Below are 26,134 nucleotides of genomic sequence, written 5' to 3' on the forward strand. Positions count from 1 at the left end.
TGTTTTAAATTTATCTATTTATTTGTATGCCAATTTGCATACAATATAAACTTATTATAGAGAATATTGGGTAAAAAACATAGTGAAAAAGTAAATATTTTTACTTTTTATAAAAAAACATTATTTTTAAATAAAAAATACCTTTTAAAAAATAAAAGGTATTTCATAAATTTTTAAGTTAATTACTTTTCATAATTATCAACATTTGTTTTTGCAAAAAATAAACCAAACAAGCTTCCCACAGATAGAAGTGTTCCATTTAAACCTACAAAAACAATTAATAAACCTAACAATAAATTAGATAATGCATCTCCATCATTTTTAGCATTTGTAATAATGATTGGCAATAAAAAGATAACAAATAAAATAACTCCAATAGATAACCCTAAAATATATCCTATTTTTTGTTTATAAGCTTTTCTTGAGTTTATTAAAACTAAATCAAAGATTAATAAACCATAAGATATTAAACAAATAATAAGAACTGCTCATCCAATTGCAGATATACTTGTAAGACTTGAATCTGTTACATCTTTAAGCCATTCTCCTCATCTTGCAATCATTTCATATCCCTTATTTACCAAACCTTTTAAATTAATCATTAAAATCGAAATTATCATGATCGGCATTAGAGTTGTTAATAATAAATAACAACCTACTTGTGAAATTGTTTTTGAAAACCTTATCATAAAAGTATTTTCCTCCTATTAATTTCTTAATGTGTACCTAGAGCAACTAAAATGATTATATTCTTTTGGTAAAAAAAGACAAAAAAAAAGCCCAGAGCGAACTCTGGACTAAAACTATTTAAGGGTAAAATAATTTTAAATTTAACAACTTGAATTGTTCTAGGTACTTATTTGCTTTTTTCAAAGCACTTTACAAGTAGCATTAACTTGTAGTTTCCTGATCCCACCCTTACACCCTTTAATTTCAAATAACTTTGAAAGTAACTGGAAACTTGGAGATTTTATAACAATTTATACATTGATAAAAACCAATACCTTTAATAGACTAATTATTTTTTTATTCCCTGTTTTTTATAACTTTGAAATACGATTGATTTCGTAAGTTGATTTATAACCGCTTACATTTGTTATTATGAATTCTTTAAAAAAATATTCAATTGAAATAACTCAATGTAAAATGGTTTTTATGATTTAATAATTATTTTAGGTTAAAAATTATTTGTATTTTTTTCATTTTTTTGATATATTTAACTTATCTCTTACTTCTTTAAAAGAGAAGTTTGAGATGTTGTTGTAAGCCCTCCCAAGTTTATAATGACTCAGGGATTTACAACGATTATTCAATTCATTTAAAACTATTCATCTGAACGTATTTAATACATCTATTTATGAATAGCGAAAACGATAATCAAGTAAATCCCTTTTTTTGTATAATTTCTAAATAAAGCTTTAGCTTTAAAAGGCTACTTATCTATATAGACTTCTGAAAAGAAGTCTTTTTTTTACTTGAGTTATAGTTTTCATTTATTTCAAAGATCGTGTAGCATCAAATAAACTTCTTTATAAAGATGCTCTTAAAGTAATATATAACTGTTTTTTTATTCCCGAACGACATCAAATGATTACATGTTTAACTTAAATATGTAACGCCTTTGATATTTTTATTGTAATACTTTAAATTTAAATTGCAAAAAAGTTACATTTTTTTTATTATTAAAACCTAGTATTTATCTAGGTTTTAAAGAAATTAAAAAAATTTTTAAAAAAATAGTAAGTTTAAAAACTTACTATTTATCGAATTTATAAGGGAAGTTTAATTCCAAAAACTTCTTTCAACCTGGGTTTGGAGAGTGATTTGGATAGATCTTTCAATACTCTTTTTGAGCTTCTTGATAAGAATCAGCTTTTATTATGTTGTTTCTAACTAAATACATAAACACTATGCTAGCACTTCTGTTGATTCCTCAAATACAGTGTACATAGATTTTTTTATCTTTTATGTTGTTTTCTATTTGTTGAATTGCATCAAGTATTAAAGATTTGTCCATATCTTCTAAATATGGATAATCTTCAAAGTTATACAAGATTCGATTATTTTCTTCTTGTACAAGCTTATTTAATCCTTTTGGTGGGTTTTGATCTTCAAATATTTCTTGAGCACAGCTCAAGATTAATTCAGAATCACTTGGAGCTGAATGCATATCTCCTAAAAATAAGTTATCAACTATTTTTTTGCTCATAATAATTTAATCCCCTTTTTTTATACTCAAAGTGGTAAAAATTCATTAAATAATTGTTCTTGAGTATCTATATATAAACAATCAAAGTTTGTAGTACTTTGAGATGTTAAGTTTTTGTGTTCTAAGATATGAACAAATATATGTATTTGATCATCACTTACTTGTTCTAAAAACACTATTGGTCAAAATTGTAAACCTACTGGTAATTGGTTTAAACCCATGTTACTTGGTTTATCCAAGTAAAGTTCTATTAAAGAATCTTTTTCTTTTTGTTCTTTTCCAGTTAAATCTAAACTATGAGAAGTGTTGTTTTGGTTACTTGCTTTGATAAGTCTATCTTTTTGATCAAATGTAATATATAAATTTACAAATTTATAGTTTCCATTTAAGTAATGAACTTTATATATGTTTTCTAAGTTAAAGCTCTGATTATTATCAATTACATTTACTGTTTGTGGTGCATAAAACTCTATTTGACTACAACTTTTTTCTTTTAAAGTTGTATTTAAACGTTTTATGAAGTTATTAATATCCATATTTATTTTCCTCATAAATAATTATAATAAAAAACTAGCTGAAGCTAGTTTAAATATTATATTATTTTATTTTCATTTTAAAAGACTTGGCTAAAGGTTATTTAAAATTGTTAAGTTAAATGTAATCTGTTTTATTAATAAACTATTTTTAGTTTAATTGTATAAGGTTAAAAATTAACTATCTATTTCGATGAATTAAACAAAGAAACATCATCAAAAAAATTAATCTTTAATACTTTAAAATATATTGGCTATTTTTTTCAAATCCTAAGTAACCAAAACATTTTTCGTTGATAAATAAATGTAAAACTTTTTATTCCCTACCTTCAATCTAAAGGCTCTTTGATTTTATCAATTAGTTGTGAAAAAAAGCCAAATTATACTAAACTACAAAACATTTTAAAAATAAAAAATCTATTTTAATCTTAATAAAGAGATTTTTAAAACTCTAAAAATTGTATATTACAAAATAATTGTTTAAAATATTACTTAAAGGGAATGATGAGTATGAATTATAAAAAAAGCTTAAGGAAGTTGAAGCGATACCATTACAACTGATTCAATATAACACTAATGATAATATTATTTCCAATAGTGTTTCTGTTATCAATGTTTTGTGCAATAGTATTCGTTCCATACTTATTTAAGTATCCAAGAAAAGGAAAATACAAAGGTGTTGAATTTAACACCTATGAGCACTTATTATACGATTTAGATCGTAAGAAAATGACTAACTTTAATATTAAAAAAGAACAAATAAGAGAATTTAATATTGGTCCATTAAGTGAACAAATAAGTGCTTTAATGGTTAGAAACAAAAACAGTAAAAAGTGAATAATAGGACTTCACGGTTTTAAAAGAAACAAATATATGGGTTTAAGAGGAATTTATCACTTCTATAATCAAGGATATAACTTGATATCATTTGATGGATTTGCTCATGGATCAACTTATGGAACTTATTCAGACTTTGGTCTTACAAATTCAAAAGTTTTAAATGAAGTTATTAAGTTTGTAAAAGAATCATTTGATGTTGAAGAAATTGGAGTTTTAGGAACAAGTATGGGAGCTACAAGTGCTTTATACTTTGCAAAAAACTACTATAAAGAAAACAAAATCGATTGATTAATAGCAGATTGTCCATTTGCTCAAGCAGTACCTCAAATAAGGTTCTTCTTACAAAAATACATGGTTCTTCCATGATGATTTATGTCATTGGGGATTAACTATAACTTTAGAAGATATGCTAAAGCAAGTATTAAAGAAGTTAACTTATTAAAAGGACAAGAAAGCATTGATGATCTAAAAGTATTGTTTATTCACGGTAAAAAAGATGACTTTATAATGTATCACAACTCAGTTGTGATGTATCATTTAAAGCATCTAGCAGAGAATTCTAAACAAAGTGAATTAAAACTCTATGAAAATGCAAAACACTCAAGTAGTATGCACAAAAACATGGAAGACTATATGAAAACCACTATTGGTTTTGCTAAAAAATAAAAAAAACTGCTTAATAAGCAGTTTTTTTATTGTTCTAAAAACCTGTATTCTCAAAAGAATATCCATTATCTTTAAGTAATTTTTCAGCCTTTTTATAGAAAATTAATGTTGTAAAATACCCAATCAAAGGTATGTAAGCTAATCATAAGAATATAATAGTCTTTTTCTTATATGTTTGATCCATATGAATCAAAATTTTTCTAACAGAATAAGCAAATCATATACTTTTAATAATTAAAAATACTGCAAATATAATCATTGGTGTTGATATACCAATTGCTATTTGTTCAAAATTATATGGGTATTGAAAATAATACATCAAAGCCATAAAAATAGCTCAAATTAATATATAGATAATTTGAAATATACCAAATATAAGGTATATAACAACCCTGCTTTTATCAATTACTTTATTTTGATATTCCTCTCTTCTAAAGTTATATCTAAAACAAGATATTGTTCAGATGAATCATTCTTCAAAAAAGTCAAAAAACCCCATAAAATTACCTCTTTTTAGAATTTTAAACCTTAAAGTTAAAAAAAGACTTTTTGATAACAAAAGACTTTTTAAACAAAATAAAAACTTCTCTTTCGAGAAGTTAGATAAATTATTAATAAATCAATTCTTTAATAAAACTTGGAAATTTAACGTAAAGACAGTTGTAATACTAATACTATAACTAAAACTTATTATTAAATGACAGATAGGTTATTATTTTGAAACTCTTTTTAATGATAATTTAGCTTGATCTTTGCTTTCATCTACTGAAATAACATAACCATCCATTTGTTGTCCTACAGTTACGTAGTCAGCAACGTTAGTTACGTATGCGTCAGCAATTTCTGAGATGTGGATTAATCCTTTATAGATTTTTCCATCAATTTCAGCATCACAGAATGCACCAAAATCAACGATTTTAGTAATAGTAATATTTACAATTGTTCCCATATAAATTTCTCCTTACTTTTCTAACTATAAACTATTTTTATACAATAATGTAGAATTTATTATAAAAAATAAAACATTTTATTATTTATAACAAAAATGTTTTATTTAACGTCTTTTATTGAATTATTTTACATTATGGACTTTTTTGATATAAGGGTTTAAATTAGCTAATAGCTAATATATTGTTTTTTTCTTGATTAAATAAATATTATAAAAAAGGCTAGATAAAACTTTTCATTTTATGAGATCTTTTCTTCATGAGTTTATAATGCTTCTTGCACATATAACCAGTCATGTAAGACTTATAACCTTTTCTAATACACCCATTCACTGGGCAAGCGTTTATTTTCATATAAATAATCCTAACTATTAAATACTCTTTATAGAGTATTTAAAACGATGCTGATTCATATGTTATAAATAAGTTTACCTAGGTGTTGTTCTCTTTTTTAGATTAATATTACAGATTATTCATTAATTTCATATTTACATGTAATTTTAACCACGGTTAATTAAAACCTTATAAATATTTTATAAGAATATAGTGTTTTTAATATGTTTTTAAAGTAAGTGTAAAATTTTTTAGTGCACAAAAAAATATTTTAAAACTGATGGTCTAAAAGTAATGTATTGTTCTTTTTATATAGTTCATCTTCTTGTAAGTAATACATATCAATTCAATGTTGTGTTTTGTTCTCATCAATAATTCTAAATGAGCTTTCAAAAGCATTTAAAAGAGGATCCATATTACTTGCCAATACCATTGCAGTAACTGAAGTTTGATCTATTATTTCATACATATCTGCAAATTTTGGATGGAATAAGTATGAGTTTTTATCATAATGTACAAATGGTAAAAATAAGATATTGCTTATTTTTATGCTTTCTACTTCATGGTTTTCATCAATATATTTTGTAAGTCTTTCTCCTAATGGTTTAAAGTAATCTAAAATATGTTGATTTCCCTTTTTGGGCATTACCTCTTCTCAAAAAGGGTCATTGTCTTCTTGATCAACTATTGAAACAGATATTAAGTTAATATCATTTTCTTTTCCATAAGCTAAGAAAATAAAATCAAAAGATAAGTTTAAGTACTCTTGCATTGGATAAAGCATTACTAAAGTTTCTCTATTTAATCCTCTAGTTGACTTGATAACTTCTCTTATTAACTTTACTCTTAAAATCATTTCTTCTATTTTCTCTTCTGTTGTCTCATAGCCAAGTAATATAAAGTAACGAGTTTTAAAAATTTGAGTTAAGTCTTTATCATTAATATCCATAAAATAATCAAGTTTAAAAATACAAATAGAATGAATTAAAGCTTCATCACTAAATCAAACTTTTTTTGATTTGAAATTACTTAATGTTTCTTTTTGTTTATTTGCAATTTTTAAGAATTTTTTTGAACTTGTATTTTTTCTATTCATATTAAATCCTAACTTTCATTATATCTATTATAACATTTTAAAGTGTTTATTTAAAGAGTCAGACATAATAAGAGTATTAAAAATAAATCTCATAAAGAGATTTATTTTTGGTTATTTAATCTTAAAAAGGCAACATATTACCAAGACTTAATTCTATTTGAGTGCTTGAAAATTCATTATAATACTTTAAGGCTTCTTTACTTGAAAAAGGTGCTATTATCAACATATTTTTTCTCCCTAACTACTAATTTTACTTTTTATATAATTTCTTAAATTTTCATCTTCGCAATAAATATAACAACCTTTAACAGATCTTGTTAATAAAACTTTGTAAGTATTTTTTATTATTGCATTAGATATTTCATTTGCTAGATCTTCTGAGAATTTACCAATTCCTTTTAAGCTCATATCTGTTTTAGCTCTCTTTTTATAATTAGTTTTTACTATTCCATTTTCAAGATATAAATCTTTTCCAATTATAACAGCACAATAATCTATTTCTAAACCTTGAGAAGTGTGTATACACCCAACTTGATTTATTGATTCTTCATTCAACATAAAGTACTTATCATTTATAAGATTTCACTTCATTGAAAAATCTCCAATAACAATATCATCAATGGATGAATCATTTTTAGAAACTCAATTTCAACAATAACCAGCTAATACTCTTGCGTTATTGTTAGTATTTTTATTCAATAATTTGTTGTACATTTCTTTAGGTGATTCAAAAATTTTTAAATCAAAGTTTTTTAAAAAATCCAAATTATCCATTTCATCTCCATATAAAATATGATCAATAAATTTAATATATTCATCCGCTCCACTTGATCTAAATTGTGTTTTTAATTCAGATAAGTTTTTAATATTCTTTTCTTCAATACCTTCTTTTATAGATCTTTGTTTTATTTCTTTAATTGTTCCAATATCTTTCATAGTTACAATTTGTCTTTCATCAATGAAAAATATAGATACTTTAGATTCACAAATTATTTCTTGAATTTGATTATCATAGCCTTTCCCTTTTGGTGTATATTGGTGACGATCAATTAACCTGTGAGCTTCATCAACTATTGAAACATCAAATTCATTTTTTCTTAAATTAGAAAACTTTGCACTACCAAAAAATAAATTATCCATTCTAGCTTTATTATATTTTTTATCTTGATTATTATCTGTAATTATTTTTTTATAAGCATTTCTTAAACTTTCATTTTTAGAAACATAAATAGAATTAAGATCGTATTGTAAACACTTAGAAAGAATTCTTAAAGCAATTACAGTTTTTCCTGTTCCCGGCCCTCCAGGAATTATTATTACTCTTTTCTTGTTATCTTCTTTTGATTTTCTAATTAAACTAAGACACTTTTCAAAAACTTCTTTTTGATCATCTATAAGAGTAAAAACTTCCTCTCCATCAATAACATTTTTAACAAATTCTTGAATTGATTTTCCAGGTCGTATTTGTCCTTCATCTATTTCCTGTAAAAGAAGACCATTATCTCCCTTATTTATTTTTTCACTTATAAAGTTTCTTAAAGTAATTCTATCTTTTTTATAGAACAATGGACTTTTATTTAAATATTCTTGATATTGTTTATCTTCTATATCAGGAAATTTTTCTAAATCATAATTGTGTAAGTAACCACAAGTTATTACTTCTACATTTTCATTTGAATAAACAACTTCTGAAAAGTCATTTAGAAAAACTCCATATGAATATGATTGGTAAGAAGGATGAACAGTTTCTCTATAACCTTTACCTAGAAAGGTTTTAACAATCATGTCTCTGTCTAAGACAACTTCACATTGTTCTCACTGTTTTAATTCAATGATTATAATTTTTCTTTTTTCGTCTTTAGATCCAGTTATTATAAAATCAATTCTTTTTGAGCTTCTGGGTAAGTTATATTCTATAGCTATTCCTAAATCATCCGGTAAATCAGAAGAAGCTAAAACAACATGCATTTGAGTTAAAGAGTTTTCTCAACTTCTAAATTCATTTTTGCTAACAGATTTATTTGCCATGAACTTAAGTTCTTCTTGAATTTTCTCAGCAATCATTCCTGATTCAACATCTTCTATAAAACCTTTTTTATTTGTTTTGTATATTATCATAACTTTTTAGTCCTTTCCTATATTTGATTAATTAAAAAATTTCATCATCGTCTTTTAAAGGTTTTATAACAGGATCATCCATTAATACAATTTGGTAATCCAAAATAACGTCACCGATCACCAATGCTTCTCCAACTCCAAGAGAAAACAAAAATAATTCATTTATATTAAATTGTTTTATAAAAGGTTCAATACTCTTATAATCTTTATAGTTTTTTATTCTGTGAATGAATAGGTTTGAAGTTTGAGCAATCATTGATTCACTTATTAAATTTGGCATTTGCGTTGAGTAAGTTATGAATAATTTAAATTTTCTTCCCTCCCTTACTATTTCATCTAAAATACTAAGTTCTTGGTCATCAGTTTTATTATCCATTACGTGAACTTCATCAAGGTATAAAATAGTCCTTATATTCTTATTTTCAATTAAGAAGTTTTTTCTTTTTTCATTATATATTTTTTGACTCATAAATTTCATAACATTTCTTTTTATACCAATTGTTAGTTTGCTCAAGTTAAATACAAACATTGACAATTTTCTCTCATCTTTACTTCTATTAATAAATACTTCATCAAATGTTTTGCTATTATCATTAATTGAAAATAGTTTTTCTCAAATTTGAAAATTATTAATTATTCTATTAATTAAAGGTTCTATATGATTTCTTTGAAAATCAGAGTCAATCAAATTAAAAATTAGTAATATTATGAAGTATTCAAATCTGTTTAATTTATAGGATGATAAATCTATTTTGATGGACTCTATATCGTTTTCTTTAGCATTATTATAAAAATGATTACTAGTGATTTTTTCTTCAATAACAGTGATTATTTCGTTACATACTTTATAGAAATCCTCATCCTCATCTAAAATAGTTGTTAACGTCCTCAATCTAAATTCGGCATTTTTATATCTAGAAAAACCGCCTTCATGCCCAATTGAATTAATACGTTTCAATTCTTTTACCAATATATTCGTATCTTCATATTTTAAACTATTTATAATAATCTTGTTCAAAAAAGGCTTTTGAGTTTTTTCTGATGCTCCAAAAATTAAATATAAAAAATCTAAATTATTCTCATCAAAATTTATAAATAAATCTTTTGTAAATGTTCAAATATTAGAATTGTATTTATCAGTAAATTTTTTATTGGAATACTCGCCATTTGTATCTAAAACTACAAATTCAATAGGATTTTTCAATTTATTGTCGATTAAAAAATCAGCACTCTTTGTGATTATATTTGATAAAGTGTAAGATTTTCCTTGACCTGTAGCTCCAAATATTCCGTTGTGAGAATTTAGTAATTTATTTAAATCTATCAGAGTAGGATTATTAAGAGAATTAGTTCCCAATCTTATTTTTGCCTTTTTTCGAGAAATAAAACTTATAATTTCTAAATCAGCTTCTTCTATGAAATAAGCAGAATCATTAATAGAAGGCACAAAAGAGACTCCAAACTTGTATTTTCCCTGCTCTATAAAACCATTTACATAGCCTTCAATAAAAATTGAGTCATCTCTAAAATATTGCTTAGTAACTTTTAAAATAACCATTATATTTGAAGAAGATATTTTCAACATTGAATTTATACCATTAATTTCAATAATATCACCTTTACTTGTTAAACTATATTTTGCCATTTCCTCTTTTTTTAATGTTTTTAATATTTTTATATTAACAATGTTGTTATGAACAAAACTCACTTCTCCTATTTTAATCATTATTTTCAATTTCTCCAGCTCTATTTGAATTGTAGAAAAAAATATCCATCATTTTTTTCATAGCATCTATTGGTGTTGACTCACAAATATAAATATTTTTATATCCTTTCCATTCATAAAATTCACTTTCAGAATATGAAAAAATAATTATTATTAAATCATTGTTTCTTTGTGATGAAGTGATTATTATATCTTTTATATGTTCGTCACTCAAACTAGTGCCTATAACAAAAAGTATATTTTTATTATTATATATTGATGATTTAAAAAATTGTTGCATTGAAAAAATGTGATTCTGAAATACATCTAGGTATTTATCACTTGTGGGCATTACCATCGCTCTATCTAAATTATCTTCTTTATCAAAAAAACCCTTCCTTACAATTTTTCTTTTCTCTTGATCATTAACCCAATCTATAGAACCATGAATTTTTACAAGATTTATTAAATTTTCCTTTTTACCATCTTTTTCAAATGTGTTATTAAATTCATTTGCATTAAAGACCCTATTAATTTTGCCTTCAAATCCGTCATTATATTGCAGACCCAACTCATCAAACTTAAATTCACAGAATAAGTCATAATTTAAATTAAAAATATTAATTTTTTTATTTATATTTTTATGACTATTAAAATCAAAGTTTTCTTGAAATGACTTAATTAGATAGGATAAATTACTATAAAAGTCCATTACTTTTTTTTGATTATCAGATTCATATCACTTAAGTGGTTTATTTATTATTTCAATTATGCTTTTTTTTAAATTATTTATAAATTCAAAATTTAATTCTTCTTTCTTTTTCAAATGATCTATAAAATTTTCTATTTGAGTTATGTTCAGAAAACCATTTTCAAATTTAAAGCTAGAGTTTTTATCTAATTCATTTATAAAATCTAAATTAGGATAATATTTTTTTAATAATTTGTTAATTTCCAAAGAAAAATCAGACATTATTGGAAAACCCAAATAATTTTCATTTTCCTTATAGTAGGAACAACCAGAACCTAATAAAAAATTAATATTATAGTTAGATATTATTTTTGCAACTTTATTAAGATAATCATCCTTTAAGTTTTTTTCATAGTTTTTATTTTCTTCCATTTAAAAACTTACCCCCTCCAAGAAATCCAACATCAATATTTGTCAATTTCTTCATAATCTCTCTCTATGTTTTTTAATATCTTCTACTTTATTTAAGATAGTTCTTTCATCAGATTCTATTCCTTCAATTGACTTTTGCACAATTCCTTTAAAAGTCTCTAATGAGTTTAGTTTTCAAGTGTTAAATTGTTCAAAAGACTCATTGTTATCTGTTTTATCTCTTAAATTAGACTCTATTAATATTAATTTTCTAACCATAGAACAAACAAATACAAAACTATCAGGATCTGCTATTAAAATATTTTTGTTTCTTTGAGAAACTAAAAATGGTACTTTAAATTTCTCGCTTGTGCTTGTTGCCACAAGTATTGCATAATTAGCACCTTCTTTTGCCATATCTTCTGTTAATTTAGGCTCTCAAGTGTCTTTTCACTCACCATTTTTACATTCAAAAACAATTTTTCCTAAGTCCTTATCTTTATCTTTTACTATTTGTAAAAAGTCAGCTTTAGTTCCTGTTCTTGTTATTTTATTAACTTCATCACCAGTAGAAGAAGCTATTTTTCTTAATTCTAATTCAACTTCATTTTCTCAGTTTTCACCTTTTGTTTTATTGTTTAGAATTCTATTTGTAGCGTTGGCTACTTTTAAATCAGTTATTTCAGCTTCTTTTGTTGAAATAACTGATTCATATTTTGTTTTAAGTTCTAACTCTAATTGATTTAAAAGTAATTTATTATTACTTTCTAATTGAATTTTAAGTGTTTCTAACTTTTGTGAATTAATTAAATCACTGTTTGAAATATCACTTTTTAATTTAGCAATTGTCTTTTCTAACTCTGAAATTTCACTTTGTTTATTTAATTCAACTTGTTTTTTTTCAGAATCCATTTTTAACTCAAATTCTTTCTTTAAAATTTGAGTTAGTTTTTGCTCAATATCTCTTTCAATCTCTTTTTGTAAGTGTTCTTTATATTTAATAACACTTTCAGTATCTCTGTTTCCTAATGTTAAAAGATCTATTTCTTCTTTACATTTAGGACAATTAATTATTAGTTTTTCCATATAATTCCTCTTTTCTTTTTATTTAAGGAATTAGAACTTAATTTTTTTAAAGTTAAGCGATTGCGTATCAAGAACAATTTATCTATCAACTTCAATATAACCTTTGGAATATAAATTATATACACCAATATTTATACTAACCATAAAAAAGAAAAAGAAAAGCAATTTTTATATTTTTAATAAAATATAACCATTGCTCTTAATTTTTTATTAATTTAACTATGCATATGCATTAGAAAGTTTTGAAAACTAATTCTTTCTTTTTCAGACTTTGTAAACTGTTTATAATACTTTGTTACAAAATCAGTTCTTCTCATCGCTTCATATAAAGCAATTGAACAATTCAAAACTCCTTTAATATTAATTTTCTAAAAACTCTATGACATTTGTCAATTAACCTATCTGCTGTTGAATTAGATCTTGTAATTTGTTTTTTAAGTCTAGGATCAATAAACTCTACAGTATCAAAGTATTTACCTCTGGAGTCATGTCTAAATGCACTTTCACCAAGTTTTTGTTGAAGAAAAGCAAAAAACAAAGGTGTGTATCTAAATTTTTTAAAAGTCGCACCTTTATAAAATAAAAGATAAAACACAATAAAAGTTGGTCCATCCATTTTTTACCCCAAAAAATAATTTCAATATAAAAAATATAACAAAAAAAGAACTCCTCAAATAAGGAATTTTTATTATACATAATTGCGTTTGTAATAAATAAAAGTTGATCCAACCAAAATTAAAACATTTAAAACGCTATATCCAATATACAAAGCATTTACATTCACTATTTCAGTTATTTCATCTTCATTTATATATACATTTAATGTTTGAGAAAAAATTTCATTTCTGTCATATAATGCTTGAATTTCTGACATATTTGAATATGTCTTACCATAAAACAAAAGGTTTACGTGAACTAAAGGGTTAAATCGAACATATGTTTTTAATCTATTCAAAAAATGATAATAGTTGTTTTTTTCTTGCTCATCTTTAAAAACACTAAAAGCATTTGTATCAATATAGTTATTAATTACTAAATTAGATGAAAAGTATCTATAAAAATAATATTGTTCTCAATTATCTTGATATCTTTCCAACACTTCTTTTTGAAATTCCACATTATGAGCTGTTTTGCCATAATCAATTCCATATTTATTATTAATTAAGTTTATAAATGGTAAGGTAGAATTCAAAGCATCATATACAAAATTATCCACACTTGATTTAACTGCTTTTTTTAATTCTTTAAAATTTAAGTTAGCTTTGTTTAAATTTTTAGAAATTATTTCAAAGTATTCTTTTTGATCAAATCCATGATCTTGTTGTAAAATACTTTTAAACTCACTCTCTTCAATCTTTGTTGTATTTGTTTTGTAAAAATAATTTATTTCTTTTATAAGATTTGCAAATTGTGGAAATTCATTTTTAAACTCACTATTTTCAGCAATATTAAATCCTTCATTTCAAAATAAAGGTCCTTGAATAAATAATTCTATTGGAGATAGGTTATAAGTTTTCATAATTTTTTCATCAAAAATGTTTAAATAGTTATCCCCACTTTTAATTTCATTTATTAATGAATTAGCTTCATATAATAATTTCTTTGATAAATTATCTTTTTCAACTTTATTTTTAAAATTTTGATTATTTTCAAACTCAACATTTTTTTTTAAGAATAAATTCTTATTTTCATAAAATCTGTCATCACTTATATTTGAAATCATTAGAAATCCTGATATTAGATTTAAAACAAAAAATATAAATATTATTAAGTTAGAAATGGATATTGATATACCAAAATTAAAAATAGATATCAAGAATAAAGATATAGAAAAAGTTAATAAAGAACTAAATAAATAGTATTGTAGGCTTGTTCAAAAATATCTTTGCATTAATATATTTTTATTTGAAATTAAATAAAAAATTGAATTAAATAAAATTATAAACAAAAATATAGATACTATCATTATAGTAATAATAAATAATCTACTTAATATTATTTCCTTATATTTATAACCATTTCTTCTTTCTAAACTGATCAAATTATTATTTTTCTGTTTATTAAATAATTTTGAAGTAAGAAAAATAACGTAACTAGAAAACAATATAGTGTTTAAAGAAATAAATAAATTGTGTCCTGTTCTACTACCACCAGATGAAATATCATTTAAAAGTAAAGCCACGATAGAAAAAATAAAATATAAAGATATTATAGAGACAATAAAAATTATATTTTTAATATCTTTTAATGTTATTAGAAATAAATTTTTAAATAATAAATTAATTTTCATTTTTAAAAATTCCTTTCATTTTTAATTCAATATCTTTATCCATACTTTTTTTATTTTCATCCTCTTCATCAAAAATATATTTGTGATATATTTTTTTTATGTCATCTTCTTTTTTCAATTCATGATTATAAACTATCTGTCCTTCTTTAAAAATTACAACATGATCTATAAAAGTTTTTATTTCATCTATTAAATGAGAAATAATAATTAAAGTTTTGTTTTTTTCTTTTAATAAAGAAAATATTTTAAATAATATAACTTTATTTTTTTCATCTAAATTTGCAGTTGGCTCATCAAAAAATATTATTTCAGGATCTAATATTAACATTATAAAAAGTGTTAGCTTCTTTTTTTCTCCAGCTGATAATTTTTTAATTAATGTATTTTTGTATTTTTTATAATCAAATAATCATTCCAACTTTAAAATGTAATCATTTATGTTTTTTCTAAAACCAGATATACCTAAATAATATTTTAAATATTCACTAACCTTTAAATCAATTGGCAGCTCGTTATTTTCTGTAAAAAAATACATATTTTTATATTCTTCTTTTGATATTTCCTTACCATTTAAAGTTATTTTTCCAGAGTTTATTTTGTATTCATTAAATAAAGTTTTTATAAAAGTAGTTTTGCCAGCTCCGTTTTGACCAAGAATAGCATATGTAACTTTATTCTTAAAAGATAAATTTATGTTATTTAGTATTGTTTTATTCTTTATTGATTTGTTTAAATTTCTTACTTCTATCATATTTTTTAAAGAACTCTTTCTGAGAAAATAATATTTTCATGTCAAGTCGAAACTATAGCTGCATGCTTATAAACAGATCCACCTTTTCACCAAACAATACCAGTATATTTAACTCCAATAATAATTTTTTCATCATTTATTTTAAAGTTTATGTCAACTTTAACTTTAGCTTTATGTGTATTTGAATATTCTTCAAATAAATTTATATAATTACCATCATAAATAATATTTGAATTTTTTGAATATGAATTAAATTCAGATAACTTATCTCCTTCTTTACTTCATCCATTTTTGCTATCAAATAAGTTATATCTTGTTTCAAAATTTAAGACAAAACTTCTATATTTATTTTGAAAGTCAGATGAGTTTCTTGTGTATTTAGTTGTATCAATAGTTAGTAAGGTTGTTGAATAATTATAATCTTCTCATTTATTTGCTTTAGAATAATTAGTGCCATAATCTTTTTGAAAATCTTCACCAATAGCTTTCTCATTTCTGGAATCTACATATATTCATTTTTTATTTTCATAATTATCAGATTTTAAACTTATTTCATCATAATTAATATAATTATCAGTTATCAAAAGTGGACCACTTGAGGATAACGATAATATTGACAATAATTTTATTGAATTTATCATAATTTTCTCCTTTTTTAAATATTACTCTCTATACTAATTTCACTAAAAATAAAAATAAATAAAAAAAAATATTTTACTAATGTAAAATATTTTAATTCTTAACTTCTGATCTTGGAGAAATGTTTCCTTGAGCTGTTTTTTCATTCCCACCACCCTTGATTATGTAATCAGGGTGATCTTTCATTCTTTCAATTGCACTTATTGAGCAATTAGATTTACAAAAGAAGTAATTTGAATCTTCTACAACAATTTCAACATATGAGTTTGGATTGTTTTTTAAGACTAAATCAGCTACAAAGTTGCAGTGCTTGTTGTCAATTTCTTTTTCTTTTATATAAAAGGTATTATTTTCTCCAGTTACACTCGGTTTCATTTCACTGTAAGTTTTAAATAATCTATCTTTTATTTTAGAATCAATTATTTGATTATATTTATTAAGTGCTTCTCTTAATTTGGTGATGTGCATTTTTACCTTAATAAAATTAGTTCAAAGATTTTTATCTAATTTTGGTAATTTACTTGGAATTTGTTTTAAGTAGAATGCTAATTCTTCATGAAATCCAAACTCATCAATACAATCAAGTAATTTTTTATGCATTGTTCCCATTTCTTCAAACTCTAAATGTATAGCTTGTCTGTGTTCTTTTGCAATTAGATTATGATCTGTTTTTGCATAGAATCTATATATATTGCTTCCTTTAGTTTCAAAGTTATATATTAAAAATTCTTGTATTAGAGGTAATGCAAGAACATGTGTTCCGCTACACAATTGTCTTGATACACCTTCAAATTCAACTATTCTCAAATCACCTTCAAGTTCTTTTTCATTAAACTCAATTGAAAGGTTATATACTTCTTTTGCAGTTTTAGCATCAACTATCATTTCTTTTTTTAATGCTGGAGTTGCTATTTTTTCAGCAACTATTCTGTTTAATTCATAGATTTTTTCTCAATCCATTTTTTCATCAATTTGCATATCTATTCTTAAACCCTTGTCATCATTAAAGTAACCTTTTCCAACACTTGTTGGATAAAGTTCTCTAATAGTGTCAAATAATAAGTGTGCAGCACTGTGGTTAGCACTTATTAAATCTCTTCTGCTTCTATCAATTTTAGCTTTTACTTGTGAACCAACTTGAATATCTTTTATTAATTCAACTTTGTGAACAACTTGATCATCACTTATATTTAAACCAAGTACTTGATATTCATTTCCCTCAAAGATAATTACTCCTTTATCTTCTACTTGTCCAGCAGACTCTGGAAAAAATACAGTTTCTTCAAGGTACATTAAAGTAAATGTATCTTTATTTACAAATTCTTTTACTTTTGTTTCTACTTCAAACAATTCATAGCCTTTAAAATTTTTTAACATTTCTTTCACCTCTTAAAAAATACATTTAAATTATATAAAATTTTGAAGATATTTTAAATAATTTAAATGTTCTATTTAAGTTAATAAAAAATTAATATAGTCCTTAAATAGAACTTATTTTCCTCTATAATCAATAAGTAAAGAGGAAACTTAAATATCATGGATGACAAACAATATGAACAAGATTTATTAAAAGTCTTTGAAACAGCACAAAAAGCAAAAGGAAAAACTTTAAGAGAATTGGCAGGTTCTGATTTAGATAGAATCAGATACTTTCATAATAAAGATAAAATTAAACATGTGCTTCAGCAAGCAGTATTTAACATACCCTTAATGAGTAAAGTAGATTATACTTTTGAAGATCTTCAATTAGAACTAAAACCTGTTGCTTTAAAAAGAAACAAATATGACGAACTAATCGTAAAAGAACGTTTAGTATTGAACGATATTTACTATGATGAAATAGTAAATGAAACATTTAAAGATTCAAAGTTTATGTATAAAAATCAATTACTTTTAATCATGACATATGTACATGATTATGAAAAAGACTTTTTAGACTTTGAAATACGCGATGCTTTTATAATAGATATTTCAAGACAAAAGGAATTTTACTTAATAGTAAATGATTGAAACGCTATTCAAGAAAGAGTAAAACGTGGTAAAGCTGAAGAATTGAATGAAGGATTTACTAAAATCCTATCTGCTTCAACTAGAAGTCAAAGTAGAATTGATTTAAAAAAACAACCCTACTCAAATGTACTTGCTAGATTTAGAAGTTATTCATTTAACACTAACTTCTTAAAAGAAATCATTTCAAGACATAAAAATAAAGTTGAATATATCAAAGAAATATTTAATGAAGTTGAAGTAAAAGATGTAGTTGATTTTAAAAATGAACAAATTGAAGAATATATGAAAAGTATTGTCGGAACCGACATTACAAACTATACTGAATCTAAGGCCAATCAGAAACATCAAATGGCTTTTGAAAACTTCTTAAAAGAAAACAATTCAGACTTATATGATTTTCTAAAAGTTACAAACTTTAAGTTAATGCATAAATTAACTGATAACTCTAACTTACAAGAACAAATAGCAACTAACTATGAGTTAGATCCATTTGAAATAATGAATGATGAGTTTGAAGAAAGTACATTCTATCAAGATATAATTTTGAAAAACTACTTGGTAATTATGATTGAAAAAGATACAAACAAAGTTTTAAACTATAAGTTATTTAGTTTAAATGATAAAGATATAAAAAATGCTCAATTAGTTTTCTATAATACCAAAAAAGAAATTGAAAGATTTATAAGTGAAGAAAAAACAGATAATTCAGAGCCAAAATTTACTAAAACTAAAGATAATTTATCAATCAGCTTAAGAAAAAGCAAGAAAAATGAATCAGCAGTTTATAAAGTAAGTGGTAGAAAATTTAAATTGCCAGCTTATGAATTTGTAATTAACAAAAATGTTATATTCGATAAATAAAAAATAGCACTAGGTGCTATTTTTTTGTATTTGTAAAACTAAATATATTAATTTATATTATTCTGATAATTTTTCAATATTTAATGTTAAAGTACCTTCAACTAAAGTTGAGCTTCCTTTTGCTGTAATTGTAATGTTTCCAGCTGTTTGGTTAGTTGCTTCAGTTTTTTTGATTTCAACATCATTAGCTTCAGAAATTGTTGATAATCCATCAACTTCTTTTAAAGCATCAATTACATTTTGGTTTGTTGTATCATTTGTTGCAGTAAATCCTGTTAATTTAACTTCTGATAGTTTAATTTTAGTTACTTCTAATTTAGCAATTTCTAATTTTAGACTATTTTTTACTAATTTTGAAGAATCTTTTGCTGTAATTGTAATGTTTCCAGCTGTTTGGTTAGTTGCTTCAGTTTTTTTGATTTCAACATCATTAGCTTCAGAAATTGTTGATAATCCATCAACTTCTTTTAAAGCATCAATTACATTTTGGTTTGTTGTATCATTTGTTGCAGTAAATCCTGTTAATTTAACTTGTGCTAGATCTTTCAATTCTTGAACTTTTTCTTTAGCCTTAACAGTTACACTAACTGAATCTATTTCAGTTGTTGATGTGGCCCCTTTAGATTTAAATAAAACTTTAACTGATTCTTTAATATCTTTTTCAGTTAATTTATCTTCAGTAGTTGAAATTGTTAATGTTGTTGTTCCTGCTTTAATTTCTTTAACAGCAACTGTTAAAACAGTGCCTTCAACTAATTTAGTTGTTACTGTTCCACCATCTGTGATTTTGTCTGATTTAACAGTAATATCTTTTGATAATTCACCAACTTTTAAAGTAACACTTAAATCTGATGTTTTTTCTCCACCACAAGCAACAACTGTTGCACTTGTTGTAGCAAATAAACCAGCTGCTCCTAATAATCCTAATAATTTTTTCATATATCCTCCATACTTTTTTGAAGTACCTGACACACATTTATTCAAGTATGTATAGATTATAAATCCAAATAATAATTTTAATTTGTTTATATGAAACTAAAAAAAAATTTAAGCAAGTAAAACAATATTTTTAATTAAAAAAAAAAAAAAAATACATCTTCATGTGCTAAGATGTATTTTTAAAAATTAATTTTTTGTCTATTTAATATTTTACTTTTAACTGTCATGTTTTCTCCACAACCATTTATAAATAACCTAACAAAGTTTAAAGTTATTTTTCTTTGTCTTGGTTTTGCATTAACAACAAAACAAACTATATTATTTGATCCAATTATTACATCTTTAGTTTCTTCAAAAAATACTTTTATTCTATCAAAATCTTGAATACCTAAGCTGTTTGTAACCAATCAAGATGGATCACCTTTTATCACTTCTTGATTATTACTTCTTTTTAAGACTTTACCTTTTGAAATAAAACCTTCTTTTATTAAAGAAAGAAAGTCTTCTGCTTTTTTTCACTTTACAAAAGTTAGTTTTCTTCTTTTTAATTTAAATTCATTTAAATCAAGAAAAACTTCACTTGCAGCAGTCAAAATGAACCCCTCCTTTTCATTAAACTGTTATAAGTCATTTAAAAATAACTTATAATGATTATAAATTTATGAAAAAAATTTAAATCAAAATAATTGAAAATTAAAAAGGGTTTTAAAATATAAAATTCGTTTAAAAAATAGAGGAATTATTCCTCTATTTTTTCTTCTAATATTTCAACTTGTTCTTCAAGTTCTTCAACTTGTTCTTCAAGTTCTTCTACATTCTCTTCTAGTTTTTCAATTTCTTTTTGCATGCTTATGATTTCTTCACTTAAAAGTTCATTTTCATTTTGTATTTCAACTACAGACATTTCTTCTAAATTTTCATTTATTTTTTTGTCTTTTTTAAGTCTATTTAAAGTTACTTTATCTTTTATTTTATTTGAAATAATAAAGATTAAGATAAATAATGAAGCTGCCATTGCAGCTAAATTAGCACAACCAACTTGTAAGTCTGGTGTTTCTTTTGTAAAGAACGCATAACAAGTTCATATACATGCATTTAAAAATGTTAAGAAAAACATTATAGGAGAAAGAGATTTAGTGTTTTTAGTTACACAAACTTTTACCACTTGTGGCAACAACATTGAGAAACTTGTTGCAAAACCAATTCAACCAAGAATTGTTCCAGCAAGAATTCTTGCTTCATCAGTTAAAAGTAGCATATATAAAACCCCCTAACTTTTTTATCTTAACAAATAAGTTTTGGGTGGTCAAATTTTAACAATTGTAATTTGTAATTGACTCGTTCGTTTTATAATCTAAATTATTTACTTTATTATTTTCAAAAAAAGCTGTTTTTGTTGGAACATAAGCTAAATTTAAACATAACACTAAACTTAATATTAATTTTTTCCTAAATAATTCCTTTCTATTTTTTTATATTATTTCCATGTCATTTTCTAATTCTAATTCATAGATAACCTTAACTGGTTTTATTGGAGTTGAAGGATTTGTAGTTTCTATTTTTTGATAAATATCAATCAAACTTTCTTCTATTTCATAATAAAGATCATTATAATCACTATTGTTTTTAGTAATTTTTTCTTGTTTTAAAATATCATTAATTGTTTGAACTCAAATTGGATCATCATATCTAGAACTAATTCCTGTTTCATGTGATTTTTGAATCAGTATATTAATATTATCTATAGTATTTTTTGTTACTAAAAATTGTAATTTTTTTATATATACCTTCTTTCTATTTTACCTGGGGAAAATTTAATAATGATAAATAAAAAAAACTAGCAGCTACTAGTAAACAAAAATATTAATTTAAACAAAAAAATAGAGTCCTATCGCTGCTAGTGCTCTATTTACCTCAAGTAAGGCGACTTGCTTCGCAAGTGCGCCCGTAAGCACGCTACGCGTGCTACACAACGTTAAATAAATATTAACAAAAAAAACACAAAACATAAAGTTTTTGTGTTTTTTCTATTCTATATTAAAAATTAATTTATTTAAATACTTATTAAATCATTCTTTAGTACCAATTAAATTAGGATAATATTTTTGAGGACTATTTTTAAAAAATAAATATAAACTAATATCTGTACCACCTTGAATACCACCATATAACTTAAAATCTTTAACAGTTGTTTTATCAACAGTATCAACATAATTATTTCTCATGTCTCTTATTTCAACCATATTAGTACTAATATTTTTATCATTACAAGACACAACAACAGCACTAGAGACAGGAACTAAACTTATAGCCCCAAATAAAGATAATAATTTTTTCATAATTTTTTCTCCTTTTTAAAAGAATAACAAAAAAATACCTTAATTAAAAGGTATTAATATTAGTATTTTTGAAAAAAAATTCTTTAAATTTCATTAGCTATTTTTTAACATGTTCCAGGAAGCATTTAAAATAAATCAATGTTTATGGTAAATTTTAAAAAATACATTGGAATATTTTCTAAAATATTTTACCCAATGCAATAGCTATTGCCAATGTAATAATAGAATAAACCATTAAGGAAAAAGTAACGTTAAAAGCAAATAAATTTTGAATAGATTTTAATAACTCTGTTGTACCAACTAAAGACTGAATTAAAGGTCCTGTAATCTTATTAAAACCTGTAAAATCTAAAACAGTGTTTATTAAATATATTCCAGCATTAGTAACACAACCAAAAAGATTAGTTAAAGAACATGTCATATATGGAATATTAAAATTTCCACTGGGATTTTGAACTACATTATTTCAGTCATTAGAATTGTAAATAGTAAAATTTAAATCTCTTAAAATTATATTTTTAATTCTATCTGTTGAATTACTATTAAATCCTAAAATTGTAGAAAATGAATTAAAACCTTTTATTTGCTCTTTAATTTTATAATTTACTAATTCAATATCAGGTATATTAGTATTAGAAGAACCAGTGGAATAGTCAAAAATAGAACTTTTACTATTTAAAAATTGATAATAATTTTGATTAGAATCATAAATAATGTTTGAAATATTATCATATTTAGCTTGAAAACTAAAAGGTAAAACTTCATTTCCTTCTACCATTCTTTTATCCATATTTACTAACAATCCTTTTGGATAAAGGTTAAAACCATTTTTTATAAAAATATTGTAATTAATAAAATGCTTTTTTAAAACAGTACTATAAGGCATATTCATAATAACATTTGTATCTGGATCTAAATCAAAAATAAACTGAACTAAATTTCTATAAAAACTATTAAAAAGATTAATAATTTCATTAATATTATATTCCTGGTTTAATTTATACTTATCAAAAAACTTATTTAAAGCATTTTCAAAATCAAAATTAAAAACTAATCTAGAACTATTGAAACTATATGGACTTTGATTTTCAATTAAGGGAGTAAATAAAACATTAAAAAAATCATAATAAATATTTTCTTTCCCAGAACCACCAATAACTTTAAATTCAAATTTTTTATTATTAACAACATCTAATAAACTAAATTTATCTTTATAAATTTGAAATGAAAAATACTCTTTATCTTTAATTAATAAATCCAAATCATAAAAACTATCACTACTTAATTGGATATAAAAATAAAGAACTCATTTTTTAACTCAATAATTAGTATTATCACTATTAATAGAACTAGAATTAAATCAAGTACTAATATCGTTAAAATCTTTTAATGGAGTTAAACCAATAGAAAAAGCATAATTTTTAGGGTTTATACCTTGATTAAAAAAATCAGACCTTAACATTAATTGAGATTGAACATCATATTTACCAACTTCTTCATAAGAAATATTTTCAGGATGAACAGAAGCAAAAGTATTAATTTCATTAATTACTCTATTTCTAACTCCTATTTTAGTACCAACATCTAAAGTTAATGGCAATGCTGAAAATAAAGATACTATAAAACTAAAGAAAATTGAAAAAAACATATAATCACTCCTTATCCACAATAAACCTTCATTTTACAACAAGTACATATATCTTTATATGGTGCTGCTAAATGTTGACAATCGCAATTATTACATAAACATAAATTTTTATATCTTTGATATTTTGAAATACTTTCATTTGAACGACAACTATATTTTAATGTATATGATTGTTGTTGAGCTTTATTATAACAATCATTACAAAATTGATTAATTTTTATTCATGGCATATATTCAACTTCTTTCTTAACTTGTTTTTTTTTTTTTTTTTGATAAATTTAAATTGGTATTATTTTTTGTGAAGAGGAAATAGTACTAAAAGCACTATTTATAGTGTTTTTTTTGTTTTAGTTGGTAAATCTTGTGCTTTTTTTATTTTTATTTATGGTAGGTTTTTAGGCGGTAATTTCTAGGTGCTTTTTTCATTTAAACTGCTTATTTTTTAAAATCAGAGATAAGCAATTTAACTATATATTTAATCTAAATATATTTATATCGTAGGAAAAATATCTATTGCCACAAATTTAACTTTTTTATAATTAAAAATTATAAATTGCCAGGAAAGTTAAATATAAATATTTTTTAGTTACTATAGTAAAACTATAGATACAATTTTAAAATTTTTTAAATATCTTAAAATTGTGAAGAGAAATTTAATAATTTAATTTTTAAGGCATTTAAAAAACCTTAAACTTTTAATAACATTTTTTTATCATTAATCACAACCCTTCTTGCTTATATACTTTTATGGACCTATAAAGATACATAAAATAACACACAAACAAATTTTAACTTTATAAGCCCGTAAAAATATATAAGCTCTTAAATAACATTTTTTTAATAACGGCAAATGGCGCTAAGGCGCTGGGTAACTAATTTATAACTAAACCTTTTTTGTTTAAAATAATATCTTGTTCATGTTCTTTTATTTTTTCCCTACCTTTTTTCATTCAATATGAATATTTATCAGGTAAATAAGTAGCATAACCATCAATTATTGCCTGCCTCATTTTTATAGCTATATGAATATATGGATCTAAATCAACTTCAAAATCAAAAATTTTTAATCTATCACAAACTAAACCAAATAAAAAATCACATTTACTGCTTAATTTAAACAAATATAAATTTTCTGTTTTAACCATAAATTGAGTTAAATCATTAGGATTAATATTTAATACTCCAATTTTAGTTTTAGGATTAGAACAATTACTACTAAAATGATAAGACTTGATATTTAAATCATATTTATTTAAATCTTTTGAGTCCAATTTATTTACTTTACTCATATATTTAGATAAATATTTAACTACTTTTTTTCTTCCTGTTGTTCCACCTTTTACTTTAACATTTCAATTAATACCATGAGGTCAATAAGTAAGAATTATAGAGTTAGGAATATATACATTTAATATTATGTGGAAATGAACTGCTCCACGTTTTTGATATTCATATATAGATACATATTTTAATTCTTGGTTTTTACGAAATTTAGATCGCTTTTCGCTATAAAATCAATATTTTAATTTTTGAAAAAATAACTTTAAATCATATTTAGCTTGTTTAATATCTTGCATATTTTTTGCATAAGTGAGAGTAAGAAATGATAATGTTTTTTGGTTATAAAAGTTATGAAATGATTTTCTAATAAATCTACCTTTACTGCGAATTTTACTATTATTTAATTTTTCTTTATTTTTACCAGTATTTTTAACACCACCCTTATTACGCAAATTACTCTCATAACTACTTAAAGGCAATATACTAGTCCTTACCATATCTCCATAATAAGTCTTTGAACAATAATATTCCATAAATAAAAAAACTCCTTTTTAAAGAGTTTCAATCAACATTATAAAATAATAAAGCAGTATTAATACTATTAATTAATAATAATTAAAAATAACTACTATTTAAGTTTTAATGTGAAGAGAAACTTAATATTTATCTAATTAAAGAATAACATAATAATCAATTATTAAGCAATTCTTTTCTTCCGTTGTGTTATTTTATTAAATTAAG

The 26,134-nt window shown here is 23.4% G+C and carries 24 protein-coding genes; 2 read left to right on the plus strand and 22 right to left on the minus strand.

Annotated features, from left to right (window positions below):
* Positions 1–182 precede the first annotated feature (182 nt).
* The 3 genes from AACL10_RS02940 to AACL10_RS02950 form a co-directional block, all read right to left on the minus strand.
* The gene (locus tag AACL10_RS02940) at positions 183–689 is read right to left on the minus strand and encodes a hypothetical protein (RefSeq protein WP_338984413.1); all 507 of its coding nucleotides are present in this window, start codon (positions 687–689) and stop codon (positions 183–185) included.
* 1,067 nt (positions 690–1,756) lie between these two features.
* Positions 1,757–2,209, minus strand: a complete 453-nt coding sequence (locus AACL10_RS02945; RefSeq protein WP_338984415.1) for a dual specificity protein phosphatase — start codon at positions 2,207–2,209, stop codon at positions 1,757–1,759.
* 20 nt (positions 2,210–2,229) lie between these two features.
* Positions 2,230–2,745 (minus strand): hypothetical protein, encoded by a 516-nt coding sequence (locus AACL10_RS02950; RefSeq protein WP_338984418.1) that lies wholly within the window; start codon positions 2,743–2,745, stop codon positions 2,230–2,232.
* A gap of 507 nt (positions 2,746–3,252) precedes the next feature.
* On the opposite strand from AACL10_RS02950, the gene AACL10_RS02955 reads away from it, so the two are divergent.
* On the plus strand, positions 3,253–4,248 hold the full coding sequence (locus tag AACL10_RS02955; protein ID WP_338984420.1) for an alpha/beta hydrolase: 996 nt from the start codon (positions 3,253–3,255) through the stop codon (positions 4,246–4,248).
* Positions 4,249–4,282: 34 nt separating this feature from the next.
* On the opposite strand, the gene AACL10_RS02960 is transcribed toward AACL10_RS02955, so the two are convergent.
* The 12 genes from AACL10_RS02960 to AACL10_RS03015 form a co-directional block, all read right to left on the minus strand.
* Complete coding sequence (locus AACL10_RS02960) at positions 4,283–4,747, minus strand: hypothetical protein (protein ID WP_338984422.1); 465 nt, start codon at positions 4,745–4,747, stop codon at positions 4,283–4,285.
* 213 nt (positions 4,748–4,960) lie between these two features.
* Positions 4,961–5,197, minus strand: a complete 237-nt coding sequence (locus AACL10_RS02965; protein WP_053946295.1) for a S1 RNA-binding domain-containing protein — start codon at positions 5,195–5,197, stop codon at positions 4,961–4,963.
* Between the two features lie 602 nt (positions 5,198–5,799).
* Positions 5,800–6,624 (minus strand): hypothetical protein, encoded by an 825-nt coding sequence (locus tag AACL10_RS02970; RefSeq protein WP_338984425.1) that lies wholly within the window; start codon positions 6,622–6,624, stop codon positions 5,800–5,802.
* Positions 6,625–6,861: 237 nt separating this feature from the next.
* A complete protein-coding gene (locus tag AACL10_RS02975) occupies positions 6,862–8,742 on the minus strand; it encodes a DUF2075 domain-containing protein (RefSeq protein WP_338984427.1) in 1,881 nt (626 codons plus the stop codon).
* Positions 8,743–8,773: 31 nt separating this feature from the next.
* Positions 8,774–10,468: an ATP-binding protein gene (locus AACL10_RS02980; RefSeq protein WP_338984429.1), complete on the minus strand. Its 1,695-nt coding sequence runs from the start codon at positions 10,466–10,468 to the stop codon at positions 8,774–8,776.
* Entirely contained in the window at positions 10,461–11,570 is a 1,110-nt protein-coding gene (locus tag AACL10_RS02985; protein ID WP_338984431.1) for an SIR2 family protein, read from the minus strand. The genes AACL10_RS02980 and AACL10_RS02985 overlap by 8 nt, the downstream gene beginning before the upstream one ends.
* The gene (locus AACL10_RS02990) at positions 11,571–12,635 is read right to left on the minus strand and encodes a DUF2130 domain-containing protein (protein WP_338984433.1); all 1,065 of its coding nucleotides are present in this window, start codon (positions 12,633–12,635) and stop codon (positions 11,571–11,573) included.
* A 295-nt stretch (positions 12,636–12,930) separates the two neighbouring features.
* Positions 12,931–13,251, minus strand: a complete 321-nt coding sequence (locus AACL10_RS02995; protein ID WP_338984435.1) for a hypothetical protein — start codon at positions 13,249–13,251, stop codon at positions 12,931–12,933.
* A gap of 72 nt (positions 13,252–13,323) precedes the next feature.
* The gene (locus AACL10_RS03000; protein WP_338984437.1) at positions 13,324–14,925 is read right to left on the minus strand and encodes a hypothetical protein; all 1,602 of its coding nucleotides are present in this window, start codon (positions 14,923–14,925) and stop codon (positions 13,324–13,326) included.
* A complete protein-coding gene (locus AACL10_RS03005; RefSeq protein WP_338984439.1) occupies positions 14,915–15,676 on the minus strand; it encodes an ABC transporter ATP-binding protein in 762 nt (253 codons plus the stop codon). Before AACL10_RS03005 ends, AACL10_RS03000 begins: the two co-directional genes overlap by 11 nt.
* A gap of 5 nt (positions 15,677–15,681) precedes the next feature.
* On the minus strand, positions 15,682–16,317 hold the full coding sequence (locus tag AACL10_RS03010; protein ID WP_338984441.1) for a hypothetical protein: 636 nt from the start codon (positions 16,315–16,317) through the stop codon (positions 15,682–15,684).
* A gap of 91 nt (positions 16,318–16,408) precedes the next feature.
* Positions 16,409–17,692, minus strand: a complete 1,284-nt coding sequence (locus tag AACL10_RS03015) for an alanine--tRNA ligase-related protein (RefSeq protein WP_338984443.1) — start codon at positions 17,690–17,692, stop codon at positions 16,409–16,411.
* A 159-nt stretch (positions 17,693–17,851) separates the two neighbouring features.
* Between AACL10_RS03015 and AACL10_RS03020 the strand changes: the two genes are divergently transcribed.
* On the plus strand, positions 17,852–19,186 hold the full coding sequence (locus tag AACL10_RS03020; RefSeq protein ID WP_338984445.1) for a MutH/Sau3AI family endonuclease: 1,335 nt from the start codon (positions 17,852–17,854) through the stop codon (positions 19,184–19,186).
* Between the two features lie 57 nt (positions 19,187–19,243).
* On the opposite strand, the gene AACL10_RS03025 is transcribed toward AACL10_RS03020, so the two are convergent.
* The 7 genes from AACL10_RS03025 to AACL10_RS03055 form a co-directional block, all read right to left on the minus strand.
* A complete protein-coding gene (locus tag AACL10_RS03025; protein ID WP_338984447.1) occupies positions 19,244–20,125 on the minus strand; it encodes a lipoprotein in 882 nt (293 codons plus the stop codon).
* Positions 20,126–20,304: 179 nt separating this feature from the next.
* Complete coding sequence (locus tag AACL10_RS03030) at positions 20,305–20,718, minus strand: hypothetical protein (RefSeq protein WP_338984449.1); 414 nt, start codon at positions 20,716–20,718, stop codon at positions 20,305–20,307.
* 146 nt (positions 20,719–20,864) lie between these two features.
* On the minus strand, positions 20,865–21,383 hold the full coding sequence (locus AACL10_RS03035; protein WP_338984451.1) for a PQ-loop repeat-containing protein: 519 nt from the start codon (positions 21,381–21,383) through the stop codon (positions 20,865–20,867).
* A gap of 769 nt (positions 21,384–22,152) precedes the next feature.
* Entirely contained in the window at positions 22,153–22,464 is a 312-nt protein-coding gene (locus tag AACL10_RS03040) for a lipoprotein (RefSeq protein WP_338984453.1), read from the minus strand.
* Between the two features lie 178 nt (positions 22,465–22,642).
* The gene (locus AACL10_RS03045; RefSeq protein ID WP_338984455.1) at positions 22,643–24,112 is read right to left on the minus strand and encodes a hypothetical protein; all 1,470 of its coding nucleotides are present in this window, start codon (positions 24,110–24,112) and stop codon (positions 22,643–22,645) included.
* A gap of 11 nt (positions 24,113–24,123) precedes the next feature.
* Positions 24,124–24,342, minus strand: coding sequence for a hypothetical protein (locus AACL10_RS03050; protein WP_338984457.1), 219 nt, complete (start codon positions 24,340–24,342; stop codon positions 24,124–24,126).
* Positions 24,343–24,984: 642 nt separating this feature from the next.
* A complete protein-coding gene (locus AACL10_RS03055; protein ID WP_338984459.1) occupies positions 24,985–25,926 on the minus strand; it encodes a rolling circle replication-associated protein in 942 nt (313 codons plus the stop codon).
* Positions 25,927–26,134 lie beyond the last annotated feature (208 nt).

Origin of the sequence: Spiroplasma endosymbiont of Diplazon laetatorius, from assembly GCF_964019625.1 — a bacterium.
Taxonomy (GTDB): domain Bacteria; phylum Bacillota_I; class Bacilli_A; order Mycoplasmatales; family Mycoplasmataceae; genus Spiroplasma_A.